The organism is Hoylesella buccalis ATCC 35310, from assembly GCF_000177075.1.
GTDB lineage: Bacteria > Bacteroidota > Bacteroidia > Bacteroidales > Bacteroidaceae > Prevotella > Prevotella buccalis.
This window is the reverse complement of sequence record NZ_ADEG01000016.1, coordinates 45392-68704: the sequence shown is the minus strand read 5'-3', so window position 1 is coordinate 68704 and position 23313 is coordinate 45392. Positions and strand designations below refer to the sequence as shown.

14 protein-coding genes and 1 pseudogene are annotated in these 23313 nt (G+C 45.1%); 9 read left to right on the top strand and 6 right to left on the bottom strand.

The window, feature by feature from the left end:
• Window positions 1-315 precede the first annotated feature (315 nt).
• The 4 genes and pseudogenes from HMPREF0650_RS01545 to HMPREF0650_RS01530 form a co-directional block, all read right to left on the bottom strand.
• Window positions 316-1665, bottom strand: a complete 1350-nt coding sequence (locus HMPREF0650_RS01545) for a DUF5016 domain-containing protein (protein WP_050774823.1) — start codon at window positions 1663-1665, stop codon at window positions 316-318.
• A 2-nt stretch (window positions 1666-1667) separates the two neighbouring features.
• Entirely contained in the window at window positions 1668-3221 is a 1554-nt protein-coding gene (locus HMPREF0650_RS01540) for an endo-1,6-beta-glucanase (protein ID WP_004347753.1), read from the bottom strand.
• 29 nt (window positions 3222-3250) lie between these two features.
• Window positions 3251-4774, bottom strand: a complete 1524-nt coding sequence (locus HMPREF0650_RS01535; RefSeq protein ID WP_040562049.1) for a RagB/SusD family nutrient uptake outer membrane protein — start codon at window positions 4772-4774, stop codon at window positions 3251-3253.
• A gap of 20 nt (window positions 4775-4794) precedes the next feature.
• Window positions 4795-7781, bottom strand: a pseudogene (locus HMPREF0650_RS01530) (SusC/RagA family TonB-linked outer membrane protein).
• A 283-nt stretch (window positions 7782-8064) separates the two neighbouring features.
• Here HMPREF0650_RS01530 and susR point away from each other — a divergent pair.
• Entirely contained in the window at window positions 8065-9732 is a 1668-nt protein-coding gene (gene susR / locus HMPREF0650_RS13405) for a SusR family glycan utilization regulator (protein ID WP_040562047.1), read from the top strand.
• 144 nt (window positions 9733-9876) lie between these two features.
• A complete protein-coding gene (locus HMPREF0650_RS01520) occupies window positions 9877-11055 on the top strand; it encodes a glycosyltransferase family protein (RefSeq protein WP_050774822.1) in 1179 nt (392 codons plus the stop codon).
• 83 nt (window positions 11056-11138) lie between these two features.
• On the opposite strand, the gene HMPREF0650_RS01515 is transcribed toward HMPREF0650_RS01520, so the two are convergent.
• Complete coding sequence (locus HMPREF0650_RS01515) at window positions 11139-12206, bottom strand: mannose-1-phosphate guanylyltransferase (protein ID WP_004347744.1); 1068 nt, start codon at window positions 12204-12206, stop codon at window positions 11139-11141.
• Window positions 12207-12397: 191 nt separating this feature from the next.
• Here HMPREF0650_RS01515 and HMPREF0650_RS01510 point away from each other — a divergent pair, with 191 nt between their 5' ends.
• From HMPREF0650_RS01510 to HMPREF0650_RS01495, 4 genes are all read left to right on the top strand, one after another.
• On the top strand, window positions 12398-14416 hold the full coding sequence (locus HMPREF0650_RS01510; RefSeq protein ID WP_169308978.1) for a transketolase family protein: 2019 nt from the start codon (window positions 12398-12400) through the stop codon (window positions 14414-14416).
• 7 nt (window positions 14417-14423) lie between these two features.
• Window positions 14424-14864: a ribose 5-phosphate isomerase B gene (rpiB, locus tag HMPREF0650_RS01505; RefSeq protein ID WP_004347742.1), complete on the top strand. Its 441-nt coding sequence runs from the start codon at window positions 14424-14426 to the stop codon at window positions 14862-14864.
• A gap of 61 nt (window positions 14865-14925) precedes the next feature.
• Window positions 14926-15687: a copper homeostasis protein CutC gene (locus HMPREF0650_RS01500; protein WP_040562061.1), complete on the top strand. Its 762-nt coding sequence runs from the start codon at window positions 14926-14928 to the stop codon at window positions 15685-15687.
• A 12-nt stretch (window positions 15688-15699) separates the two neighbouring features.
• Complete coding sequence (locus HMPREF0650_RS01495; RefSeq protein ID WP_040562043.1) at window positions 15700-18294, top strand: transglutaminase-like domain-containing protein; 2595 nt, start codon at window positions 15700-15702, stop codon at window positions 18292-18294.
• A gap of 303 nt (window positions 18295-18597) precedes the next feature.
• Here the strand turns inward: HMPREF0650_RS01495 and HMPREF0650_RS01490 are convergent, their stop codons facing one another.
• Entirely contained in the window at window positions 18598-19365 is a 768-nt protein-coding gene (locus tag HMPREF0650_RS01490; RefSeq protein ID WP_004347739.1) for an SDR family NAD(P)-dependent oxidoreductase, read from the bottom strand.
• A 101-nt stretch (window positions 19366-19466) separates the two neighbouring features.
• Between HMPREF0650_RS01490 and sppA the strand changes: the two genes are divergently transcribed.
• The 3 genes from sppA (at window position 19467) to HMPREF0650_RS01475 (ending at window position 23198) form a co-directional block, all read left to right on the top strand.
• Window positions 19467-21236: a signal peptide peptidase SppA gene (gene sppA / locus HMPREF0650_RS01485; protein WP_004347737.1), complete on the top strand. Its 1770-nt coding sequence runs from the start codon at window positions 19467-19469 to the stop codon at window positions 21234-21236.
• A 92-nt stretch (window positions 21237-21328) separates the two neighbouring features.
• Entirely contained in the window at window positions 21329-22507 is a 1179-nt protein-coding gene (gene lpxK / locus HMPREF0650_RS01480) for a tetraacyldisaccharide 4'-kinase (RefSeq protein WP_004347734.1), read from the top strand.
• Entirely contained in the window at window positions 22389-23198 is an 810-nt protein-coding gene (locus tag HMPREF0650_RS01475; protein ID WP_081454832.1) for a purine-nucleoside phosphorylase, read from the top strand. The genes lpxK and HMPREF0650_RS01475 overlap by 119 nt, the downstream gene beginning before the upstream one ends.
• Window positions 23199-23313 lie beyond the last annotated feature (115 nt).

The following is a 23313-nucleotide window of genomic DNA, read 5'->3' as shown; positions in this document are numbered from 1 at the left end:
AACTTATTCCAAACAAACAACAGGTTTCCCAATTCTCATCCGAGGATTGGGATTCTTGCTTTAGAATCTTTCCCAACATTACAAGATACTATTTGACTTTCAGTGAGAAGTTGTGTAGCCCCGAACTCTAATCATAAGGAAGTATTAGTCTGTAGATTCAGTGAATATAAAAACAAAATGCTCTTTCAGTGGCCGCAGTTTCTCGTCATATATGTAATGACATAACGCAGCTATATTGCCAATCATCATAACCGTCTGTGAAAAGAAATCTTTGAGACCAAGGCCATGTGAGCTTTGGCCTCAAAGATTCATTTCTTATTGTTTTGCAACCTTCAGTTTTGCAGGCTTCATTCCTGCTGAACAGTCGATTGTGAAGACGTAGGTTTCTCCATCTTTGATTGTTGCATCATCGGCGATGGCGATATTGCCATCTTTCTCCTGAACTTTGAAGTTGGGATTGTCGGTAACGAGATAATGGTCGGAACCAGCTTTACCGAATTCCACACCCCAGTTGGGCTGACCGAAGAACTTGAAGTTGATATCTTTGGCATTCAGTTGCTGTCCGATGGTCAACGTCACTTGGTATACTTTGTCAGCGATGGGAGCCATGGCCACATCAACATCTACTCCAGTCCACCAGCCGTGGTTGATGGCTTTCCATGTAGGCTTGTTCACACCTTCGCTTCCGATAATCCATATACAACCTGTGCCGTCGGGTTGCAGTGAGGCTGGGTTGCCATTCTCTGCCAGCGGATGTATGCGGAAGTACTTCTTCTCGAAGTCTGCCGTGAGCGAGTAGCTTCCCGTGAGGGCTTTGAATGTGAATGTGCCGTCGTTGTTCCGGCTCAGGAAATCTGGGTCGTAATACCATTCGTCTGATTTCATTTCCGGTGATCCCTCAAACTCATATAGTTTTCCTCGCGACATATTCAGCACTTGTGTTTCGCCGCTTGCGGCAAACTGAACTAATGTGATTTGGGCTTCGTAGGTTGGTCCGTACTCGAAATACCGCATATCGAAGCTTATTTCTACATCTCCCGCATTCTCAGATGTGAAAGTGATGTCGCCATCGTTTCCTAGAGACACTTCCTTGCCATTCCATCCAAACAACAATGGCTCGTGTGTATTCCCAACGGCAGGAGCCTTGAAATGGCCCTTGGTAACCGTAGAGGGAGTATTGATGAAAGTGGTGAACAAGTAGGGATTCTCGGCTGACGGTGTCATGGCATAAGTTTTCCCATCTGCACAAACGAAATCGATGGATTTGAATTTCGGACGTTGGATGTCCACCTCAAGACTTTTTTCTGTTATTGCCAGAGATACATCCTGTAGTGTATAGCGAAGCTCGGCCGTACCATTGGGAATGGAACGGTAAAAAGGCACTTTAATACGTCCGCTGTATGTTCCCTCCGTCTTGGTTCTGACGGTTTGCGTGGCTACGACTTCCCCTCCATAACACAGTTCTACTTTAAGGGTGGAGAGGGGAACTCCCGTGCTGTTAGAGCAGTTTACATGATAATCTATACTGTCGCCCATCGTGGCGGAAAGCCGTTCGGTAGAAACCGTGATGACAGGATTCCCTGTCGTGGTTTCGTCATCATTACAGGCCACAAGTAGCGGCACTGCAATGATGAGAGCAAGGATATGTTTGATATATCTTTTCATTTTCAATCTTTTTTAGATGTTACAGAAGGATTCCATATACATGATACAACACCTTCAGCAGGAACTGTTACTTGGAAGTTGTATGCACCGTTGCTGACGGTTATCATCTGATCGTGGCCACCACTGTTGGCCAATACAATGCCGTAGGTGGAGTCGGGATTGCGGAATGTGGCATAGTCTACATCCTTGATGTGTGCACTACGGCTTGAATCTTCTATCCGAACGGCTCCGGGGCGCACCACGCTGGATATATGGCTAATGATGTAGTAGTGAGAATTGCGATGCAGCGTCTTGTAGTCCGATGCAATATCCACAGCGCCGTAGCAAGTCTGGCAGCCTCCGTCGAGGTTGGGCCCCATCTTCTCATCGAGCATCAGATTCCATACCAACACAGCCTTGCAGTGTCTGTTCACTGTTCCCAAGATGACGTTTTTCATATCGGGCAACAATCTGGCGGAAAGATTACGCCCGTTGTTCCAGGTACCGATGGAACTCTCAGAGAAGATGAGTTCCTTGTCGGGAGCCTTGGCATAAATATCATCTAACTCGGTATTGCTTCCACCATAGTCGTGATAGGCTGCACCAACTACATATTCAGACCCTTCGAACTCGTTGCCAAGCGCGTTGTATATCTTGACGGGATAGTCTTCCTGATCGGCCTTGTTGTCGTAGTTGTAGTTGTGGTCGAAAAGGTAGATCTTAGTCTTCAGCGCATTCTTTTTGAAAGCTTTGGCCAATTCTTTGACAAACTCTGCCTGTTCCTGCCAGGGCATATAGGTCGAGGCGCAGTTGGCTCTGTTGAGCGGCTCATTCTGTGGACTCACTGCATAGATGTTGATGCCTTCAGCTTTCATGGTCTGTACAAACTTCACGAAATAGTTGGCATAGTCGGTGTAATGATCAGGATTTACATGTCCGTCGGTCCATGAGTCGAATGGAGTCTTTGTCTTCAGGTCTTTCACTTTCATCCATTTCGGACAGGTCCATGGTGCTGCTACAATCTTGAGTTTGGGATTGATGGCCAGAATCTCCTTGAGAATGGGAATTACATAGTCAGTCTCGTCTTTATACAGGCGGAAATGCTCTAATCCTTTCTCATCGCACAAGGTATATTCGGTACTCGAAAAGTCATTGCATCCAATAGATATTCTCGCATAGCTCACACCGTATCCTTCGGTTTCCGAATAGGTGCGTTTCAGAAAATCGGCTCTGTCTGCAGCACTCATGTGAAGGAGATTGTAACATGTGCTGTAAGTGATGGCAAAGCCAAATCCGTCGATTTCTTGTCCCACTTTCGTATCATCGATGAGAATGGTCGACGGAGCTAAAGACTCTCCAGCTTTGAGCGAAATTTCCTTCTGAGCCAGCTGTATAAAACCGTCGGATGTTGTAGTGAATGTTTTCACCTTGTTGGCTTGAGGAACTGGAGAGGGTGTGGGATTTTCTGGCTTAACTTCAGGCTGAATATTGAGACCGCTGTCCACTGAGCATGCAATAGACAAGAAAAGGTTGGCACTGAAAAGCAGTGAAGTGATATACATATTTTTCTTTTTCATAAGTTTATTGATAATTGATGGGGTTGGAATTAATAGCCGGGATTCTGACGTAAGTTATCGTTCTCGTCAATAGCCGACTGAGGTATTGGGAGCAAATAAGAGTTCTCGTCAAATGGTCTTGCCTGTGGTAGGCGTCCTTCATCTCTGCTGTTGAGACTATTCATGACACTTTCCACTTTGTCGTTGCGACATAGGTCGTACCATCGCTCGCCTTCCATGGCAAGCTCCAACCGGCGTTCCAGTAAAACGGCTTCCTGCATTTTTTCTTTAGATGACGTGTATTTGGTATCCAAAACGGGGAGCTTGGCCCTTTGCCTGATGATGTTCACGAGCTTGGCTGCTTCAGCCAAATTGCCCTTGTTTGCATAAGCTTCTGCCTCAAGAAGGATGATGTCGGCCAAACGAACAACATATACGTTGTTGTAACCCGAACGCAGTTTAAACATGAAGGCATAGTGTGAAGACGGATAGTAGTTGCTCCACGAGCAGTCATAATAAACGATGGTCTGATTCTTTCTCAGCGTGTCGTTCTCGGCTTCAAAGGCTCTGATCAGGTCGCGTGATGGGGTTACCCATTTGGCCCAAGTGAAGCTATTGTCATAATCTTCCAGACATCGGCCGTACATCCATGATTCCCAGTTGCCGGCTCCGGGGAACCACTGAATCTCAAGTATTCCCTCTGTGGTGTTGCGCTTCATGCAGTCCTTGGTTTTAGCGTTCCATCCCCATAGGGTGGAAAAGTCTTTTTCCAAAGCCACGCCAGGCGTGTTTCTCACCTTTTCAGCGTAAGCAATCACCTTGTCATAATCACGCACGGCCTTCTCGGCGTACACCTTGCATAGGAAGGCCTGCGCTACGGTCTTCGACATCAGCGTGCGGTCGGTTGACGAAATGTCGGGGGCGTTTAGCTCTGCATATTCCAAGTCTTCGATAATCTGATGATAACATTCCTCTGTTGTGGAACGTGGTGGAAAGTAAGTGGGATAAACCTCTTTGATATTGTCGGAGGTAATGGTCTGCGCCACTTTCGTGATGACAGGCAGTGAACCCCACATCCTGACCATGCGGAACATCATCAAGGCACGGAATATTTGTCCTTCCGCACACCATTGACGATACTCTGCATCGCTAACTTCTCCTTTCTTGTGAAGCTGTTCTACACCATTGATGAGCACGTTGGCTTTGGCAATGTCTTCCAGATACCGGCTCCAGTCGCGGCTCATCGTTCCCGTGGCGGCATCCAGGGCATTGGTTTCCGTGGGAATGGTTTCCTGCCCAGTTGTTCCTCCGTAGGCATTGTCGGCATGGGCTTCCCCAAGCAGCAAATAGTCCAGATGCATGTGTTCCTGTCGGTTTTTAAAGAGTTTGTATAAAGCCGTTCGCTGGCTCAGGGCAGCTTCCCTATTCTTCAGTACGGCTGTAGTTGTGTCGGTTTGTGAGCCTTCGGTTAGTTCCGAGGCTTGGGATATAGGCTCTGTGTCCAATGAACAGGCTGTTGTGGCTGATAGCGCACATCCCATTAGTATTGTTTTGATATATTGTTTTGTTGTCATGATGATAGTGGTGTTAATGATTAGAATTCTACTTTAAGTCCCATGACAAACGAGCGGTTCAGGGGGTAAGTTCCCCAGTCGATTCCTTGCACACCACCGCTGTTCCCATACTGGTTTACCTCCGGGTCGCGACCGCTATAATTGGTCCATGTCAGGAGATTTGAAAAAGATATGTATGGCATGAGGCGGGTAAGGTGAAGTTTGTCGATAGCGTTCTTAGGAACATCGTAGGATAAGGATATATCCTTAACTCGCAGATAACTGCCGTCTTCAAGATAATAGGTGGAGTTTTGCTGATTAAAGCCTACTCTTGGAACAGACTTGTTTTGGCCTGGTACTTTCCAACGGTCCAGAACTCCTTTGCTTTGGTTTCTTCCGTTAAACATACCTTCACTTTCCATACGCGACACATTATAGATGTCGTTGCCTACGCTACCTTGCACGAGGATGCTCAGATTGAGACCCTTCCATGAGAAGGTGTTGGTCAGACCATAAGTAAAGTCTGGATTAGGGTCGCCGATATAGGTACGGTCACTAGCCGAAACAACACCGTCTTCATTTACGTCACGATAAATCATGTCGCCCGTTTCTTTATCCACGCCATCGGCCACGTAACCCCAAAAGGCTCCCAACGGATGGCCCACAGCGTTTCGCACCACGCTTTGTCCCACATTGTCGTTGGTGACTGCACCCCAGTACACTGGCACCAGCTCGAGACGGGTCAGCTTGTTACGGTTAAACGAAATGTTGAAATTGGTATTCCATTTGAAGTTACCCGTCAGGTTTTTGGAGTCTATGGAGAATTCCATTCCCTTGTTTTCAATTTCTCCTCCGTTATAGGTCAGATTTCTGGCAGCAGCACTTCCAGCCGGCAACGTAATGTGCATCAGCATATCACTGGTCTTCTTGTAGTACCAGTCAAAATAGAAAGTCAATCGGTTGCGCAACATGGTCAAGTCAAACCCAATATCCATTTGAGAGGTAGTCTCCCAGGTAAGTTCTGGATTGCTCAGTGAACCTTGTGTGCGGGTTGGAACAGCATGTTCGTTGCCCGTTTCCCACCATTGTATGCGTCCGAAGTTATAGAGAGCCAGATAGCCGTAGTCTCCCAGTCCGCTTTGGTTACCAGTTTGGCCCCATCCGCCACGAATCTTCATGTCGTCAATCCATTCTATGTCTTTCATGAAGTTCTCGTTGGAGATACGCCATGCGCCTGAGAAAGAGGGGAAAACACCCATCGATGTCCGGGAGCAAGTCTTGAGCTACCATCGGCACGTAGGTTGGCGGTCAGCATATAAGTGCTGTTCCAGTTGTATTGCAAACGACCGAAGAATGAAAAAATCTTCCAGTCGGAAGCAGATGAACCGGTGCCACTCCAACTGATTTTATTGGCAGCGTTGAGTGTGCGAAAGAGGTCGTCAGCATAGTCGGATCCATTGATATAGTTTTGGCTCCAGTCGCTCTGCGTCCATGAAGATCCGGCCATGGCGTCTAGTCCGTGTTTGTCGAAATTCTTTTTCCAATTCAGCACATTATCGATGGTCCATACCGTTCCTGTCGAACGCCCGTCATAGCCCGTACCGTTCTGGTTGCGACCCTCGCGTGTAAGTTTTGGGTCAAGAAAATTGGTGACGATTGACGATGACCGATCAAACGAAACGGTGCTTGTCAATGTAAGTTCTGGTATGAAAGTAACGATAAACTTTCCAGTTGCCAACAGTTTGTTGTATTGGCTCTTGTTGTCTTTGGTACGGGCTATATTCTCCAGTGGTCCGTCCACATTTACACCATAAAAGTCTGTGTAATACTGACCCGGGCGAGCTGGATCCCATATCGGAGCATACGTCGGCGTGCCCAGAATGGCGGGAACCACTCCACCCCGGTCGCTACTCGTTCCCGAGATAATGCCTGTTCCTTTAAAAGTATAGTCAGAATAAGCCACACTGCCGTTGAACGTGAGCCATTTGCTGATTTCGTTCTCAAGCGATCCCCGCATATTGTAGCGTTTGTAGCTGGAGCTCACAATCACACCGTTCTCTCCCGTATATCCTCCTGAAAGGTAATAGCGTAGCTTATCGTTTCCGTTGGTAATGGCCAGTTGGTAGTTCTGCACGTTGCCTGTTCGGTACACTTCCTTCTTCCAGTCGGTTCGGTCTCTAAGTTCTGCGGGGAGTTTCAGACTCAAAACGCCCTTCTCGTTCATATCATTGATGAGATCCTTGTATTCTTCTGCGTTGAGTGGATCTTGGTTGTCACGAACGGTATTGAAGGCATAATGTGCACTAAGGCTTACCTTAGCTACACCAGATTTTCCTTGTTTGGTTCCGATGATAACCACACCGTTGGCAGCTCTCGATCCGTAGATGGCTGCCGACGAAGCATCCTTAAGAATTTGGATGTTGTCAATGTCGTTGGCTGATAGATAGTCAATGTTGTCTACAGGCACACCATCTACCACATACAGCGGGTTATTGCTTCCGTTGAGCGAAGTGGTACCCCGCACACGTATCGTCGGCGCAGAACCGGGTTGGCCGTTGGCCTGACTAATTTGCAGTCCGGCTGCTTTTCCCTGCATACCCTGCACGGCGCTCACAATAGGACGTGTTTCCAGGTCTTCGGTGTTCACACTCGATACAGCTGTGGTCACATCTTTTCGTTTCACCGAACCGTAACCTATGGCCACGACCTCCGAGAGGATGTTGGCTTCCTCCTCCATAACAACATGCATATTGGGTTGTACACGTTGTTCCAAAGTTTTGTAGCCTACATAAGAAATGCTCACACGCGCAGAGCGGTTAGCCTCAAGGCTAAATTTACCGTCTATATCGGTTACGGTCCCGCTGCCGGTTCCTATTACCTTCACGGTAGCTCCTATAATGGGTTCTTGATGGGTATCCAGGACTACACCGCTCACTTTTATTATTTGTGCGACGGCTGTCATGGTAAAACACAGGAACGCCACAGAGAGCATGATGGCTTTTGGCCACAATTTCTGATTGTTTCTCATTCTAAATGTTTTTAGTTATTGACAGATGTTTAAGTTTTGTTTTGCAAATTTAATTAATAGAATCAAGCTTTGTTTACATACAAAGGTATCAATGTGGATAATTCTGTATGGTGGAAAATGATATATTATTGATATACATGATGTTGTGTTTTATGTTCAGGTGTTTTAATATAGAAATGATTTTGTTCTTTACAGCTTAAAGGCATCATAAAACAATGTAAAATGTTTGTTGAAACTGAAAAATATGGTATATTTGTGTGCCTATTAATTATATTTAACCGTCATGAAAATAAGACTTTTACTCTTATTTTTTATCTTCGCTTTGTCCCAGGAATCGTCTATGGCGCATTCCAATCGTTCCGAGACACAGCTTTCTCTTAACGAGCTCTATTCACTTTTAGACCGCTCCATCAAAAATTCTCAACAACATATCAAGACCAAAGAACATCGCCTTTCTGTTTTACGCCGGCAGTATGAGGGCATGAGCAATCTTCAAGCACGCTATGAGTTGGCGGACGGATTGTATCGTGAATATTATTCCTACAGCAACGACTCTGCGCTCGTATGGCTTGGTCGCGGACTGGAACTAGCCAAAGCATTGAAGCGCAAAGACCTTCTTAACAATCGTCGGCTGCTGTTGGCCAATCAGTATGGACTCTCTGGATTTTACAACGAGGCCATATTCCATTTTCAGCAGATTCCTCTTGAAAGGCTTAGCATGGAAGATCGCATAAACTATTATTTCGTAGGCAGTCATTTCTATGGCGATTTAGCTTTCTTTTCGAAAGATTCACAGATAGCGCAACAGTATTATCATATAGCAGACCAATATAGTGATTCTCTCAATGCCATCGCCCCCCACAATTCTATTCCATACTTATGGAGAAAGACCGAAAGACTCAACAACAGCGATCAATATCAAGAGGCACTGAAAACATCCACTCAATGGGAGAAACAGGTCAGCTACGGAACCCACGACTATGCTATCATGGCTTTCTTCCGCGCGGAGATCTACCGCAAGATGAAAAACCGTGATGAGCAGAAACGTTGGCTGGCCATATCGGCCCTGTGCGACATTAACAGTGCTGTCATGGACCAGAGTTCTCTGTGGAATCTCGCCAATCTGCTCAGTGAGGATGGCGATAACGACAGAGCCTATCAGTATATGGATTTCTCGTGGACTTGCGTTTCCCATTTCAGCACGCACATGCGTGGCTGGCTCGTTTCGCCCATCCTGACACTCATCAACAACAACTACCGCGACAGTCTGCAAAGTGCCAACCACCATCTCATGTTACTCATCGTTGTTGTCAGTCTTCTTTCCATTATTCTGCTCGGTATCATCTTCTATGTTCAACACAAACGGACACAGCTTGCCAAGGCCAGAAACGAATTGAAAAGCATCAACAGTAGATTGGAAATCCTCAACGAGCAACTTTCCAATGCTAATACGCTCCTTTCATCTACCAATCATCAGCTTTCCGATGCCAACAAGATGAAAGACGAGTACATCGGTAAATTCCTTTCCACGTGTTCCGAATATATCGATAAACTCGATAACTACCGCATCAAAGTCAATAGAAAGCTCAAGGCCAGACAATATAACGACTTGTTGAAAATGACGGAAACCGACGAGCTCAAATCCAATGAGCTGAACGAGTTATTCTACAATTTTGATACCGTCTTTCTTCATCTTTTTCCCAATTTTGTCAATGATTTCAACGCGTTGCTCCAACCCGAACATCGTATCCACATTCCCCACGGCGGACAGCTGACTACCGACCTGCGCATCTTTGCGCTCATACGACTGGGCATTGAGGAGAGTTCCCGCATTGCCGAATTCCTCAATTATTCACCTAATTCTATCTATAATTATCGTGCCCGCATTAAGAAAAAAGCCCTTTGCGACCGCAGTGAATTTGAGAAGCGCGTTAAGAATATAACGATGTAGGACGTACACCATATTTAAGTATCAATTAATAATCACAGTAGAATTAAAAACGTTCTTTTTTCTATGAAATGTTATCTTTTTTACACGGTTTTGTAACAACACTCCTTTATTTTTGTAAGCAAAATAAGATAACACAGAAAAAAAATGAAAGTCATATTCATTGTACAAGGTGAAGGCAGAGGACATCTGACACAAGCCTTGACTTTAGAGAAAGCACTTCGTGATTGTGGCCACGAAGTAACCGAGATACTTGTCGGTAGAAGTCGGTCTAGGGAAGTACCCTCCTTTTTTCTTCATCGAACACAAGCCCCTGTCTTTGGCTTCCTCAGCCCTAACTTTCTACCGTCAAAAGCAAACCAGAAGGTAGGACTTACTCGATCTATCATCTACAACATTTTTAAATCGCCTAAATACCTGTCGAGCATTCGATATCTTCATGAGCATATCCAAGCGAGTGGTGCCGACCTGGTCGTCAATTTTTATGAAGTCCTCACAGGATTAACCTATTTTCTTTTTCGGCCCGGCGTACCAGAAGTGTGCATCGGTCATCAGTACATGTTTTTGCATCCATCCTACCCTTTCCCGAAAAAACATAAAGCGAGCCAACGCCTCATGTTGGCGTTCACGCGAGCAACATGCCTGGGCGCCACGCGTAAGTTAGGCTTGTCGTTTAGGAAAACTGGCGATTACGATGAAGAAAACCTATCTGTTGTACCACCATTATTACGTGATGAGGCACTAAAGATACAAAGAGGTAAGGGTGATTACATGACGGGCTATATCATCAATGCTGGGTTCAGTGACTCGGTGATGCAGTGGCATGCCAATCATCGAGATATCTCGCTGCACTTTTTCTGGGACAAAAAGGATGCGGAAGAAACCACACAGATTGACGACACACTGACTTTTCATCGCATTGACGATCAGAAATTTTTATATTATCTGGCCAATTGTAAGGCTTATGCAACAACTGGTGGTTTTGAGTCGGTATGCGAAGCCATGTATATGGGTAAGCCCGCGATGATGGTACCTGTCCATGTCGAACAAGAGTGCAATGCGCATGAGGCCACGTTGGAAGGGGCTGGAATCAAGTCAGATAGCTTCAACATGGACCAACTTATTGCATTTAGTCAGCAATATATGGAAAAAACGGAATTTCGTACCTGGGAAAATGGCGCCAAAATGATGATTGTTGCGCGGTTGGAGGCAGCCGTGGAGCAATACAACAACACTGCAACCAACAAAGGCTACAGTCTAACGAGCTTTGGAAGAAAATCGTTAGTGAAGAGCCTTTTGCACAATTTTACCTTCAAAAATTACTGATAAATCCACCACTATATATAATAGGTGTTCATCAAAGTGAATGGAGGAATCATGGCATGTATCAACATGACTCCCCTATTTATTTAATTTTCTCCAGAAAATTGTTTGATGCGTTGCTCTTCTGCCAACTTACAAATCAATAAGACACCATCTTTTTCTGCGACAATGCAATCATCAAGTCCTTGGATGACAACTTGTTTGGCCTGTGTAGCATGTACGATGCAATTATGAGTGTCATACAAAGAAATATTCTCTCCGATGATACCATTGCCGTATAAATCGCGCTTGGTTTGCTGAAGTAGCGAACTCCAGGTACCTAAGTCACTCCATCCAAACTCTGCCGGACACACAAAGATTTCTTCAGATTTCTCTAAAATCGCATAGTCTACAGAGATGTTCTCACACGCACCATATCGTTCGTCGATGACGTTTTGTTCTTCTTTGGTGCCATAGATATCCATCATGCTCTCAAAAATCTTGGCCATTGCTGGCACATATACCCTGAAGGCGTTGACGATTGTTTTGACGTTCCAAATAAAGATGCCGGCATTCCAGAAGAAATTGCTCTGCTCGATATATTCTTGTGCTGTCTGTAAATCTGGTTTTTCCCTAAATCTGTCTACCCTGAAAAGTTCTTTATTGCGCAACGAACTGGAAGTTAAATCTGCTTGGATGTATCCGTATCCTGTTTCTGGTCTGTTGGGTCTCATTCCCAACGTGATGATTGCATCTGTTTCGTTGGCAAAAGTTAAACAAGATTTGATAACTCTTTGGAATTCAACTCCATTGGTGACAACATGGTCACTGGGCGTCACTACGATGTTAGCTTGTGGGTCACACGACTTGATACGCCAGCTAACGTATGCTATGCAGGGTGCTGTGTTACGGCGCATGGGCTCCTGAAGGATGTTTTCAACGGGGACATCAGGAAGTTGTTGACGCACCAGATGAAAATATTTCTTATTGGTCAAAATCCAAACGTGATCGGGAGAACATAGTCCACTGAATCTATCCAAAGTGAGTTGCAAAAGGGATTTACCAACTCCTAATACATCAATAAACTGCTTAGGTTTATCGCTTGTGCTCATGGGCCAAAAGCGACTCCCTACTCCACCTGCCATAATAACCAAATGGTTGTGCGTCTTTTCCATATATAACCAAATATTGTTTTCTCATGCAAATATAGTGATAATAAATCACAAACGACAAAAAATGATGTAAAAACGTGGACATTCAATCGCTATTCTCAAATCAATATGCTATCTTTGCAAGTGTATACATTATATCTGTATACCTTAAATTATACTTACATCGAAAAAACTAATATTATAACCATAACATGATGAATGACTTAAAAACTATGAACCGTGCGGCAGACAACATCAGAATTCTTGCTGTCTCCATGGTAGAAAAGGCAAACTCTGGCCACCCAGGAGGTGCTATGGGCGGTGCTGATTTTATTAACGTGCTATTTTCAGAATACTTGGTGTACGATCCAGACGATGCAACTTGGGCTGGAAGAGACCGTTTTTATCTTGACCCAGGTCACATGTCGCCCATGCTTTACGCCACACTTGCCTTGCAAGGTAAATATACGATTGATGAATTGAAGAATTTCAGACAGTGGGACTCGCCAACAACGGGCCATCCCGAACGTGACATCACTCGAGGAATAGAAAACACATCTGGACCTTTAGGTCAAGGACACACCTTTGCTGCCGGTGCAGCTGTGGCGGAAAAGTTCCTGGAAGCCAAGCTTGGAAAAACCATGATGCAACATAAGATATATGCATATATATCGGATGGTGGCATTCAAGAAGAGATTTCCCAAGGAACAGGCCGGTTGGCAGGTGCGTTGGGGCTGAACAATCTCATCATGTTCTACGATTCTAACGACATTCAGCTCTCGACGGATTGCGATGCTGTAACGCAAGAAGATACAGCAATGAAATATCAATCATGGGGATGGAACGTATTGACCATCAACGGTAATGATGTTACTGAGATTCGTCAAGCATTGGACGCAGCCCTGACGGAACAGCACCGACCCACGCTCATCATAGGCAAGACTACCATGGGTAAGGGGGCTTTGAAAGCTGATGGCAGCAGCTACGAGCGTAATGTGAAAACACACGGTGCCCCACTTGGCGGTGATGCTTACACTAAAACAGTACTTAATCTGGGCGGAAACCTCGATAATCCTTTTGAAATCTTCCAAGAAGTCCAAGCAATGTACGACAAACGCCAGGACGAACTGCGAGAGATTGTTGCCCAACGCCACGCTGAAGAGAAGGCATGGGCTGAGAAAAATCCAGAGTTGTCGGCACAAATGCAAGACTGGTTCTCTGGTAATGCTCCTCAAATTGATTGGAGCAAGGTTGAACAGAAACCAGGACAGGCCACTCGTGCTGCTTCATCAGTATGCCTTAGTGTCCTGGCCGAACAGGTTCCTAACATGGTTTGTTCGTCTGCCGACCTATCCAATTCGGACAAAACAGATGGTTTCTTGAAAAAAACGCAGAGCATGGTGAAAGGCGATTTCACTGGTGCTTTCTTCCAAGCTGGCGTCAGTGAGCTTACCATGACCTGTATGTGCATTGGCATGTACCTGCACGGTGGCGTCATTCCTGCCTGTGGAACCTTCTTCGTCTTCTCCGATTATCAGAAGCCGGCCGTTCGTTTGGCCGCATTGATGGAAGTTCCCATCAAGTTCATTTGGTCACACGACGCATTCCGTGTTGGTGAAGATGGTCCTACCCATGAGCCTGTGGAGCAGGAAGCACAAATCAGATTGATGGAAAAGTTAAAGAACCATCATGGAAAAGATTCCGTCAGAGTGTTTCGTCCTGCAGACGTTGAAGAGACAACAGTGTGTTGGCAAATGGCCATGGAAAACATGGATACACCGACGGCACTCATCCTTTCACGTCAGGCCATTGAGAGTTTGCCAGAAGGAAACAACTACCAAGAAGCACGTAAAGGTGCATACATCGTTGCTGGCAGCGACGAACAATATGACGTTATCTTGTTGGCCAGCGGCTCAGAAGTGTCAACTTTGGTTGCCGGTGCAAAATTATTGAGAAACGACAACATCAAGACGCGCATTGTCAGTGTGCCGTCTGAAGGGTTGTTCCGCCGTCAAAGCAGAGAATATCAAGAGTCCATTCTTCCGAAAGATGCAAAGATTTTCGGTCTGACAGCAGGATTACCAGTAACCTTACAAGGCCTGGTTGGAGCCAATGGAAAAGTCTTTGGACTTGAGAGCTTCGGCTATTCTGCACCTTATAAGGTGTTGGACGAAAAGTTAGGCTTCACGGCTGAGAATGTATACAAGCAGGTAAAAGAATATCTATCTGAATAATTTTGTCATGGATATCAAGACAGTTGGCCTCGCATGTGATCATGCTGGCTATGAAATAAAAGAGTTTATCAAGCAATACCTTGAAGAGAAAGGTATTTCGTACAAAGACTATGGCACCAACAGCACATCCTCTTGTGATTATCCCGATCACGCCCATGCCTTAGCCAATGCCATTGAGCGGGGTGACGTCTATCCCGGTATCGGTGTGTGTGGTTCGGGAGAAGGAATGAGCATGACGCTCAATAAGCATCAAGGAATACGTGCCGGACTGGCTTGGTCGCCCGAGATTGCTCACTTGACTCGTCTCCATAACGATGCCAATGTGTTGGTTCTGCCGGGAAGATTTGTTGACAAGGAGACGACAAGAAAGATTCTTGATGAGTTCTTTTCTACCGATTTCGAAGGTGGACGACATTCTCGCAGAATAGCAAAGATACGTATTCAATAGCATGAACATCAGGAGAGCCCGCCTTGGTTCTCTTGATGTTTTTATTTCTATCTACATCCTGATGAGCGAAAACGATTATCAATTCGAGATATGCGCAAACAGTGTTGAGAGCTGCTTGGCTGCTCAGGCTGGTGGTGCAAACCGTGTTGAACTGTGCGCCGGCATTCCAGAAGGTGGCACAACGCCTTCTTATGGTGACATCAAGATGGCCAGAGAACACCTTGACAAAACGCGTCTGCATGTGATCATCAGGCCACGTGGAGGTGATTTCCTATACTCATCGCTTGAAATCAAGTGTATGTTGGCAGACATTGACATCTGTAAACAACTGGGAGTAGATGGCGTTGTGTTCGGTTGCCTGACTAAAAATGGTGGCATTGACATAGAAAACAACCAGCTACTTTTATCGCATGCCAAAGGCATGTCTACGACCTTTCACCGAGCCTTTGATCGATGTAAGCATCCTTTCGAAGCTCTTGAACAGCTGATAGACCTTGGGTTCGACCGCATACTTACATCCGGACAACAGCCTACTGCGGAAGAAGGTATCGAAATGTTAAAGCAATTGCAACACAGGGCACAAGGAAGAATCAACATCCTTGCTGGTTGCGGCATCAACGAAACAAACATCGTACACATCGCCCAGTGTACCCTTGTCAAAGAATTCCATTTTTCTGCCAGAGAAAGTGTTTACAGCCAGATGGAATACCATAACCCATCCGTCTACATGGGAATGGCAGGTCAAGATGAAATGACCACGGAGGTAACAACAGAAAGGCGTGTGCGAAACACGATACAAGCACTTCTTCATTCAACAAGATAATCTATTCAACCTATGAAAAAAGCAAGCCTAATCCTATTGATGCTATTGTGTTTCCAACTTAGCCAAGCATCTTTAATTTTCAAAGACAACCAACAACGCCAAGAGGTCCTTCAAGCTTTTAATGAAAGAATGAAACGAATAGGACCTAAATTCTTTGACATCAATGGGTTAAAGTTGACAGATGACGAACTGGATGCCTTGCATTTTCTGTATGCTTACATGCCTGTAGCTGATATCACTGACTACCCTACTCGTTTTTACTTAGAGAATATCCGAAGTACTTTTACCACGCAACAAGCCATGCCCTGGGGAACAAAGGTGCCACAGCTGTTGTTTCGCCATTTTGTCGTGCCGCTACGTGTTAACAACGAAAACCTTGACGATGCCAGAAAGGTTTTTCATGACATGCTGAAAGACCGCATTCAAGGCATGAGTATGCAAGAAGCAATCCTGGAAGTGAACCATTGGTGCCACGAACATGTCACCTATACCCCATCCGATGCTCGTACGTTGTCTCCGTTAGCCTGCATGAAGAACGCACAGGGACGTTGCGGAGAAGAGAGTACTTTTACCGTTGCTGCGCTCAGGGCTGTGGGCATTCCGGCCCGACAAGTATACACCCCACGTTGGGCCCACACTGACGACAATCATGCATGGGTAGAGGCTTGGGCAGACGGCAAGTGGTATTTCCTGGGTGCCTGCGAACCCGAACCGGTACTGAACCTTGGCTGGTTCAACGCGCCAGCATCGAGAGCCATGCTCATGCACACACGGGTTTTCGGGCATTATGACGGACCTGAAGAGATTGTTCTACGCACTTCCAATTTTACGGAAATCAATTTGATTGACCATTATGCCGAAACCGCACGGGTAGACTTTACCGTTGTGGACCAAAATGGTAAACCCGTCAATCACGCACAGGTAGATTTCAAGATATACAACTATGCTGAATTTTATACCGCGGTAAGGAAATTTACGGATCAACAGGGCAAGACGTTCCTCACAGCCGGCAAAGGCGATCTGCTGGTTTGGGCATCAAAAGATGGATATTACGGATTTTCCAAGGCCTCGTTCGGCAAAGATCAACAAGTAACCATTCGTCTCAACCGATCGCAGAAGACAGATCTGGCTACAAAAATGCACCCGTTGGACTCTCTTGACATTGTTCCTCCGCCAGAGAAAGCACGAATACCACAAGTGACAGAGGAAATGAATGCAAAGAATAAACTTAGATTTGCGCAAGAAGACAGCATCAGAAAAGCTTACGAATCAAATTTCTATCAGGCTGTAGATGAGAGTGAGTTGTCACAATTGTTAGTGAAAGCGCGAGGCAACTGGCGGGTCATCAAGAACTTTTATGACAAGTACCCAGAGAAAGAAGAAAGAGCGCTATCGCTCTTGAAGACATTGAGTGACAAAGATTTGCGTGATATCTCCATGGACATTCTCGAAGATCATCTCTTGGCGAAGAGCAACCAATTGAGTCCGAGAGTTGAGAACGAAATGATCATCCTACCCTTCAAACAACAATTACAAAACGCCTTTGACCCTGCAACAACCAAAAAGTTTCAGCAAAATCCGGCATTGCTTGTTGAATGGATTCAAAAAAACATACGCATCAACCCAGATAACGAGGCCTTAAGAATTGCACAAACGCCCATCGGCGTGTGGAAATCAAGGTTTACAGATGCTCGCTCAAGAGATATTTTCTTTGTCGACTTGGCCCGCAGTATTGGTATCGAAGCACGCAAGGACGTGGTTACTTCTAAAGTTCAATATCGCCTAAATGACCAATGGATGGATGTTAATTTTGAAACAGAAAAACAGAAAACAGCTCCAAAAGGAAAGCTGGTTTTAAGCTATTTGCCATCCAAATATCTGGATGACCCTAAGTATTATAACCATTTCAGCATCAGTAAAATAGAAAATGGCATTCCAGTTTTGCTAAACTTTGATGAAGGTCAGGTTGACATGGGCGGCGGAACAAGCTGGAAGAATACCTTCAAGGATGGAACGAGCCTGGATGCAGGAACCTATTTTCTGGTCACCGGCACTCGCATGGCCAGCGGAAATGTGAAAGAGAGCCATCAGATATTCAATATCAAAGAAGGACAAACGACAACGCTCGACTTGACACTTCGCACCTCCAAAACAGAGATTAGCGTGATTGGCAACTTTGACAGCGAGTCGAAGTTTGTGAAAGATGCCCAAGAGGTTAGCATCCTGTCGCAAACAGGGAGAGGATATTTTGTGTTGGGCCTTATCGATGTGGGACAAGAACCCACCAACCACACCCTGCGCGACATTGCCAAGCTGAAAGACGAATTTGACCGTTTGGGCAGACCTTTTGTACTTTTGTTCGAGTCAGAAGCGGAAGCCAAGAAGTTCAAGTCAAGTGACTTCGGAGAGCTACCCAACAAGACTATTTATGGTGTAGACAAAGATGGTGCTATCAAGAAGCAAATCGTGGCACAAATGAAGCTACAAGATGCTCGACAGTTACCCATCTTCATCATAGCCGACACATTTAACCGAGTGGTATTTGCATCTCAAGGATATACTATTGGACTTGGGGAACAACTGTATAACACGCTGAACAAATTGTAATCACGGCATTATATAAAGATGTGAGAGACACGCTTCAGATGAGAGCTAACACTGCCGCTTTATCAAATATGAGAACCCGACTGAACGAATGTTGTAAACAAATGATATTCAATCTGTTATCTATTTCGTTTTAAAGTCATTGATATTGGAGGGCAAAGTCAATGACTTTGGAGGCCAAACTCATTGACTTTGCGCGATTAACTCAATGAGATTGTAACGTCATGTGTGTCAAGCAGTTTTCTAAGGAAACCAACAATGGCCCAACAGACTGTTTCGGACATACCTTAGACACTTCATTTTTCATCATCTTTTCAGTGGTATTCTCCTCCAAATCCAATTGGGTACCAACTTCCATAAGGCAACCAAAACAGACCACCGCCAATCGATGACGCGTACATGTTCATGACGCATGATGGCATGAAACATCTTGGCGGCAACTGTTTTCTGATTCATCAACATGGGATACGAGCCGCCATTGAGCAAAGGAGTGTCTACAAAACCTGGCCTAAGATCCGTAAATTTGATGTTGAGTTTACGAGAATTGGCCAATTGCTCAAGTGACTGAATGTAAATGTTTTGCATGGATTTGGTTGCACTGTATGCCGGTGCCGGCCCCAATCCTTTGGTTCCAGCAATGGATGATATCACAGCAATGTGCCCTCCCCCATGCACTGCCATATATCTGTAGGCTGTTCCCACCATCCTGACGAACCCCATGCCATTGGTGTTTACCGTGTTCAGCTCTATATCTTCCTGAAGCTCTTGGTTGATTTTTCCAACACCTGACACGTGTAAATACAAGTCTACCCCACCCATGCGCTCAATTAAATCAAGCAACTGGGCGGGTGCACCATCGCTACATACATCAATTTGGGCTGTATGAATGGTTGAAGTGCGCGCTTGCGAGCCATTGCTTGCGGGGAAGTTCCGAATAAGATTTTCTTCTCTCCACTTGTTCAAACAGTCGATACGTCGGGCCGCTATCCCGACAGTCCAACCGGCATCATAAAAGAGTTGTGCCAGTTCTTTCCCCATTCCTGATGAGGCTCCCATGATAATTACTTTGTTCATGATGACAAATATATGACAGATTACTTAAAAAAACGAAGTATTTCATGACATTATGGATAAAATTAAGTATATTTGCATTCAGTAATCAAAACTTTATCTCTATGAAAGATTTTTTCAAATATGTTGGAGCAACAGTCGTAGGACTGATCGTTTTTGGACTGATTGTGGTGATTTTTGGCACGATGAGTATAGTAGGTTTGATATCATCTGCGCAAGCTACTCAAAATGTAAGCAAAAACTCAATTCTTGTTTTAAATCTTTCAGGTAGTTTGGCTGAACAAGGTAGTGATAATGTTTGGGGAATGCTCACCGGAAACGAACTTGGTTCCGCAGGGCTTGACGATATTCTTTCTGCCATCAAAAAAGCAAAAAATAATGACAGAATCAAAGGAATCTATATAGAGTCGGGTATATTTTTGGCTAATTATGCCAGTAGACAAGAGATAAGAAATGCACTCTTAGACTTCAAAAAAAGCGGCAAAAAAATCATTGCTTACGGTGACAACTACACTCAGGGCAACTACTATCTGGCCTCTGTGGCTGACAAGGTTTTCCTGAATCCACAAGGCATGATTGATTGGCACGGCATTGGCGCTCAACCGATGTTTGTGAAAGATTTGCTGAAAAAAGTCGGTATACAGTATCAAGTCGTCAAAGTTGGAAAATACAAGAGTGCCACTGAAATGTACATCGCCGACAAGATGAGCGATCCCAGTCGTGAGCAAACGCAGGCTTACATCGACGGTATTTGGTCAGACGTGCTCAAGGCGGTGAGTGACAGCAGGAAAATCAACGTGGATAAGTTGAACCAATATGCTGACAGCTTGATAACCTTCAGCAATCCAAAGGACTATGTAGATGCCAAATTGGTAGATGGCTTGCTTTATACCAACCAGGTGAAGGACGAAGTTAAGAAGATGTTTGGACTCGACAAGGATGATCCTGTCAACCAAGTGGGCGTCACTGACATGCGTAGTGTCAAGGAAGAAACCGAAGGAAAACAGGTTGCAGTGTATTATGCATACGGCTCTATCGTCGACAATCCGGTGACTGGCAGCATGTTTGGTGCAGAACACATGATTGTAGGTTCGGAAGTTTGCAAGGATTTGGAGGCTTTGGCGGAAGATGATGACGTGAAAGCTGTTGTTCTTAGAATCAACTCAGGCGGCGGAAGTGCATACGCTTCAGAGCAGATGTGGAATCAGGTTGAGCAACTGAAGAAGAAGAAACCCGTAGTGGTTTCGATGGGTGATATGGCTGCATCAGGCGGATATTACATGGGTTGCAATGCCAATTGGATTGTAGCGCAGCCTACCACACTTACGGGCAGCATCGGTATTTTTGCCATGATACCAGATATGAGTCAGTTGCTTACACAGAAATTGGGAATCAAATTTGATGAAGTGAAGACCAATAAGAATTCTACGTTTGGCTCGTCAGCACGACCACTGAACGCAGAAGAAATCGGTTACCTCGCAAGATATATTGATAGAGGGTACGCTCTCTTCCGCCAACGCGTGGCTGACGGACGCAAATTGTCTGTCAATCAAGTTGAGGCTATCGCTCAAGGGCACGTCTTCGTAGGACGAGATGCTTTGAAAATCAAACTGGTAGACGAATTAGGTGGTCTGGATAAAGCGGTTGAAAAAGCTGCAAAGCTGGCTAAACTCGATGAGTTTTACACGCAAGACTATCCTGCAAAGGCAAGTTGGATGGATCAATTGACGGGTGCCATGAGCGGCGGCAACTATCTTGACGAGCAATTACGAGCCACATTAGACGAATATTATGAGCCTTTCATGTTGCTCAAGACAATGAATCAGCAAAATATGATTCAAGCTCGTATACCTTTTTATCTGAACATCAGATAATCAAGAACATCAAAACCACGGTCTTAACTCGCATCGAAACAGCGGCTATCATACATGATGCCGATTTGCATGAGTAAGACTCAATGTAATGAATGAGGACAGAAGGAGATTATATAAAGATTAACGAATGGCTGCTGCCACTGAGTTGGCTGTATGGAATTGGTGTAAGGTTGCGCAATCAAATGTTTGAAATGGGCATCCTGAAAGAACAGACATACGATATTCCCATCATCTCCGTTGGAAACATGACTGTGGGTGGAACGGGAAAAACACCGCATGTTGAATACCTGGTACGCCTCCTTGGTGACAGGATGAAAGTGGGTGTGCTGTCCAGGGGATATAAACGAAAAAGTAAAGGCTATGTACTGGCGCACGAAGATTCAACCATGCAGGCAATTGGGGATGAGCCGTTCCAGATGAAATCCAAATTCCCTAACATCTTCATTGCTGTGGATGAGAACAGAAGGAGGGGCATTGAGAACCTGGCATCTGATGCAGAAACGAAAGATGTTGATGTAATCATCCTCGACGATGCCTTCCAACATCGCTATGTAAAGCCAGGCATCAACATCTTGCTGGTAGACTATCATCGATTCATCATGAACGACCAACTGTTGCCAGCCGGTCGTCTACGTGAACCATTGAGTGGGAAAAACCGTGCAGATATGGTTATCGTGACTAAATGTCCTAAGGACTTAAAGCCAATGGAGTTTCGGGTTTTGACCAAAAACCTGGACCTCTACCCTTTTCAATCACTGTTCTTCACGACGATTAAATATGGTAGTTTGCAACCAATATTCGGAGGCGAAACTCGCTCTCTCCATACCATTAAGAAGACAAACGTGCTCTTGGTGACGGGCATCGCTTCGCCCAAGCAAATGTATGAAGACCTGAAACACCATTGTCAGCAAATTCATCCATTAAAATTTGCTGACCACCACCTGTTCACAAGGAAAGACATAGACAAACTAAATGCACAATTTGAAACAATCTCTTCACCTAAAATTGTCATCACAACCGAAAAAGATGCCACGCGACTGATCGCTGTAGACGGCCTTTCTGACCAAGTCAAGAATGCCATTTATTCATTACCGATACAAATAAGTTTTCTTCAAAACGATGAAGAAACATTCAATCATAAAATCATTAGTTATGTACGAAAAAATTCAAGAAACAGCATCCTGGTTGAAAGAAAGGATGACAACAAGTCCAAAGACAGCAATCATCCTGGGAACCGGACTAGGACAATTAGCTTCAGAGATAACAGATAGTTACGAATTCGCCTATACTGACATTCCAAACTTCCCCCTGTCCACGGTGGAAGGTCATTCTGGCAAGCTTATTTTTGGCAAGCTGGGCGGCAAGGACATCATGGCTATGCAAGGCCGATTCCACTATTATGAAGGTTATGACATGAAAGAAGTAACCTTCCCAGAGCGCATCATGTACGAGCTGGGCATTGAAATATTGTTTGTTTCCAATGCCTCGGGAGGAATGAATCCCGACTTTAAAATTGGAGATTTGATGATCATCGACGATCATATCAACTTCTTCCCTGAGCATCCACTTCATGGTAAGAACTTCCCAACAGGTCCAAGATTCCCTGACATGCATGAGGCTTATGACGGACAACTAAGAACACTGGCTGACAAAATTGCCAAAGAAAAAGGTATCAGAGTGGTTCATGGTGTCTACGTTGGCGTACAGGGACCGACTTTTGAAACACCTGCAGAATACAGGATGTATCATCGTTTAGGGGGTGACGCTGTTGGAATGAGCACCGTACCCGAAGTTATCGTGGCTCGTCACTGTGGCATCAAGGTGTTTGGAATGAGCATCATAACAGATTTAGGCATTGAGGGACAACCCGTCGAAGTTTCTCATGAAGAGGTTCAGGCTGCTGCTAACAAGGCTCAGCCGCTGATGACTGAAATCATGAGCGAAATCATCAAGAGAAGTTAACACATGCTCACCGTAAGCTGATGAGTGAGTTGACAAGTTACATCCACCCGCTCACATTTCTATAAAAGTGATTGGATACTCCTGTCAACTCACCTTGTAATCTATAGACTTTACA

What these genes read in the sequence shown, in the direction of transcription:
- HMPREF0650_RS01515 (WP_004347744.1), bottom strand. Translation starts at nt 12,206, where the DNA reads ATGGAAAAGACGCACAACCATTTGGTTATTATGGCAGGTGGAGTAGGG.
- HMPREF0650_RS01490 (WP_004347739.1), bottom strand. Translation starts at nt 19,365, where the DNA reads ATGAACAAAGTAATTATCATGGGAGCCTCATCAGGAATGGGGAAAGAA.
- lpxK (WP_004347734.1), top strand. Translation starts at nt 21,329, where the DNA reads ATGAGGACAGAAGGAGATTATATAAAGATTAACGAATGGCTGCTGCCA.
- HMPREF0650_RS01475 (WP_081454832.1), top strand. Translation starts at nt 22,389, where the DNA reads ATGTACGAAAAAATTCAAGAAACAGCATCCTGGTTGAAAGAAAGGATG.
- HMPREF0650_RS01510 (WP_169308978.1), top strand. Translation starts at nt 12,398, where the DNA reads ATGAATGACTTAAAAACTATGAACCGTGCGGCAGACAACATCAGAATT.
- HMPREF0650_RS01540 (WP_004347753.1), bottom strand. Translation starts at nt 3,221, where the DNA reads ATGAAAAAGAAAAATATGTATATCACTTCACTGCTTTTCAGTGCCAAC.
- HMPREF0650_RS01535 (WP_040562049.1), bottom strand. Translation starts at nt 4,774, where the DNA reads ATGACAACAAAACAATATATCAAAACAATACTAATGGGATGTGCGCTA.
- sppA (WP_004347737.1), top strand. Translation starts at nt 19,467, where the DNA reads ATGAAAGATTTTTTCAAATATGTTGGAGCAACAGTCGTAGGACTGATC.
- HMPREF0650_RS01520 (WP_050774822.1), top strand. Translation starts at nt 9,877, where the DNA reads ATGAAAGTCATATTCATTGTACAAGGTGAAGGCAGAGGACATCTGACA.
- rpiB (WP_004347742.1), top strand. Translation starts at nt 14,424, where the DNA reads ATGGATATCAAGACAGTTGGCCTCGCATGTGATCATGCTGGCTATGAA.
- HMPREF0650_RS01545 (WP_050774823.1), bottom strand. Translation starts at nt 1,665, where the DNA reads ATGAAAAGATATATCAAACATATCCTTGCTCTCATCATTGCAGTGCCG.
- HMPREF0650_RS01500 (WP_040562061.1), top strand. Translation starts at nt 14,926, where the DNA reads ATGAGCGAAAACGATTATCAATTCGAGATATGCGCAAACAGTGTTGAG.
- susR (WP_040562047.1), top strand. Translation starts at nt 8,065, where the DNA reads ATGAAAATAAGACTTTTACTCTTATTTTTTATCTTCGCTTTGTCCCAG.
- HMPREF0650_RS01495 (WP_040562043.1), top strand. Translation starts at nt 15,700, where the DNA reads ATGAAAAAAGCAAGCCTAATCCTATTGATGCTATTGTGTTTCCAACTT.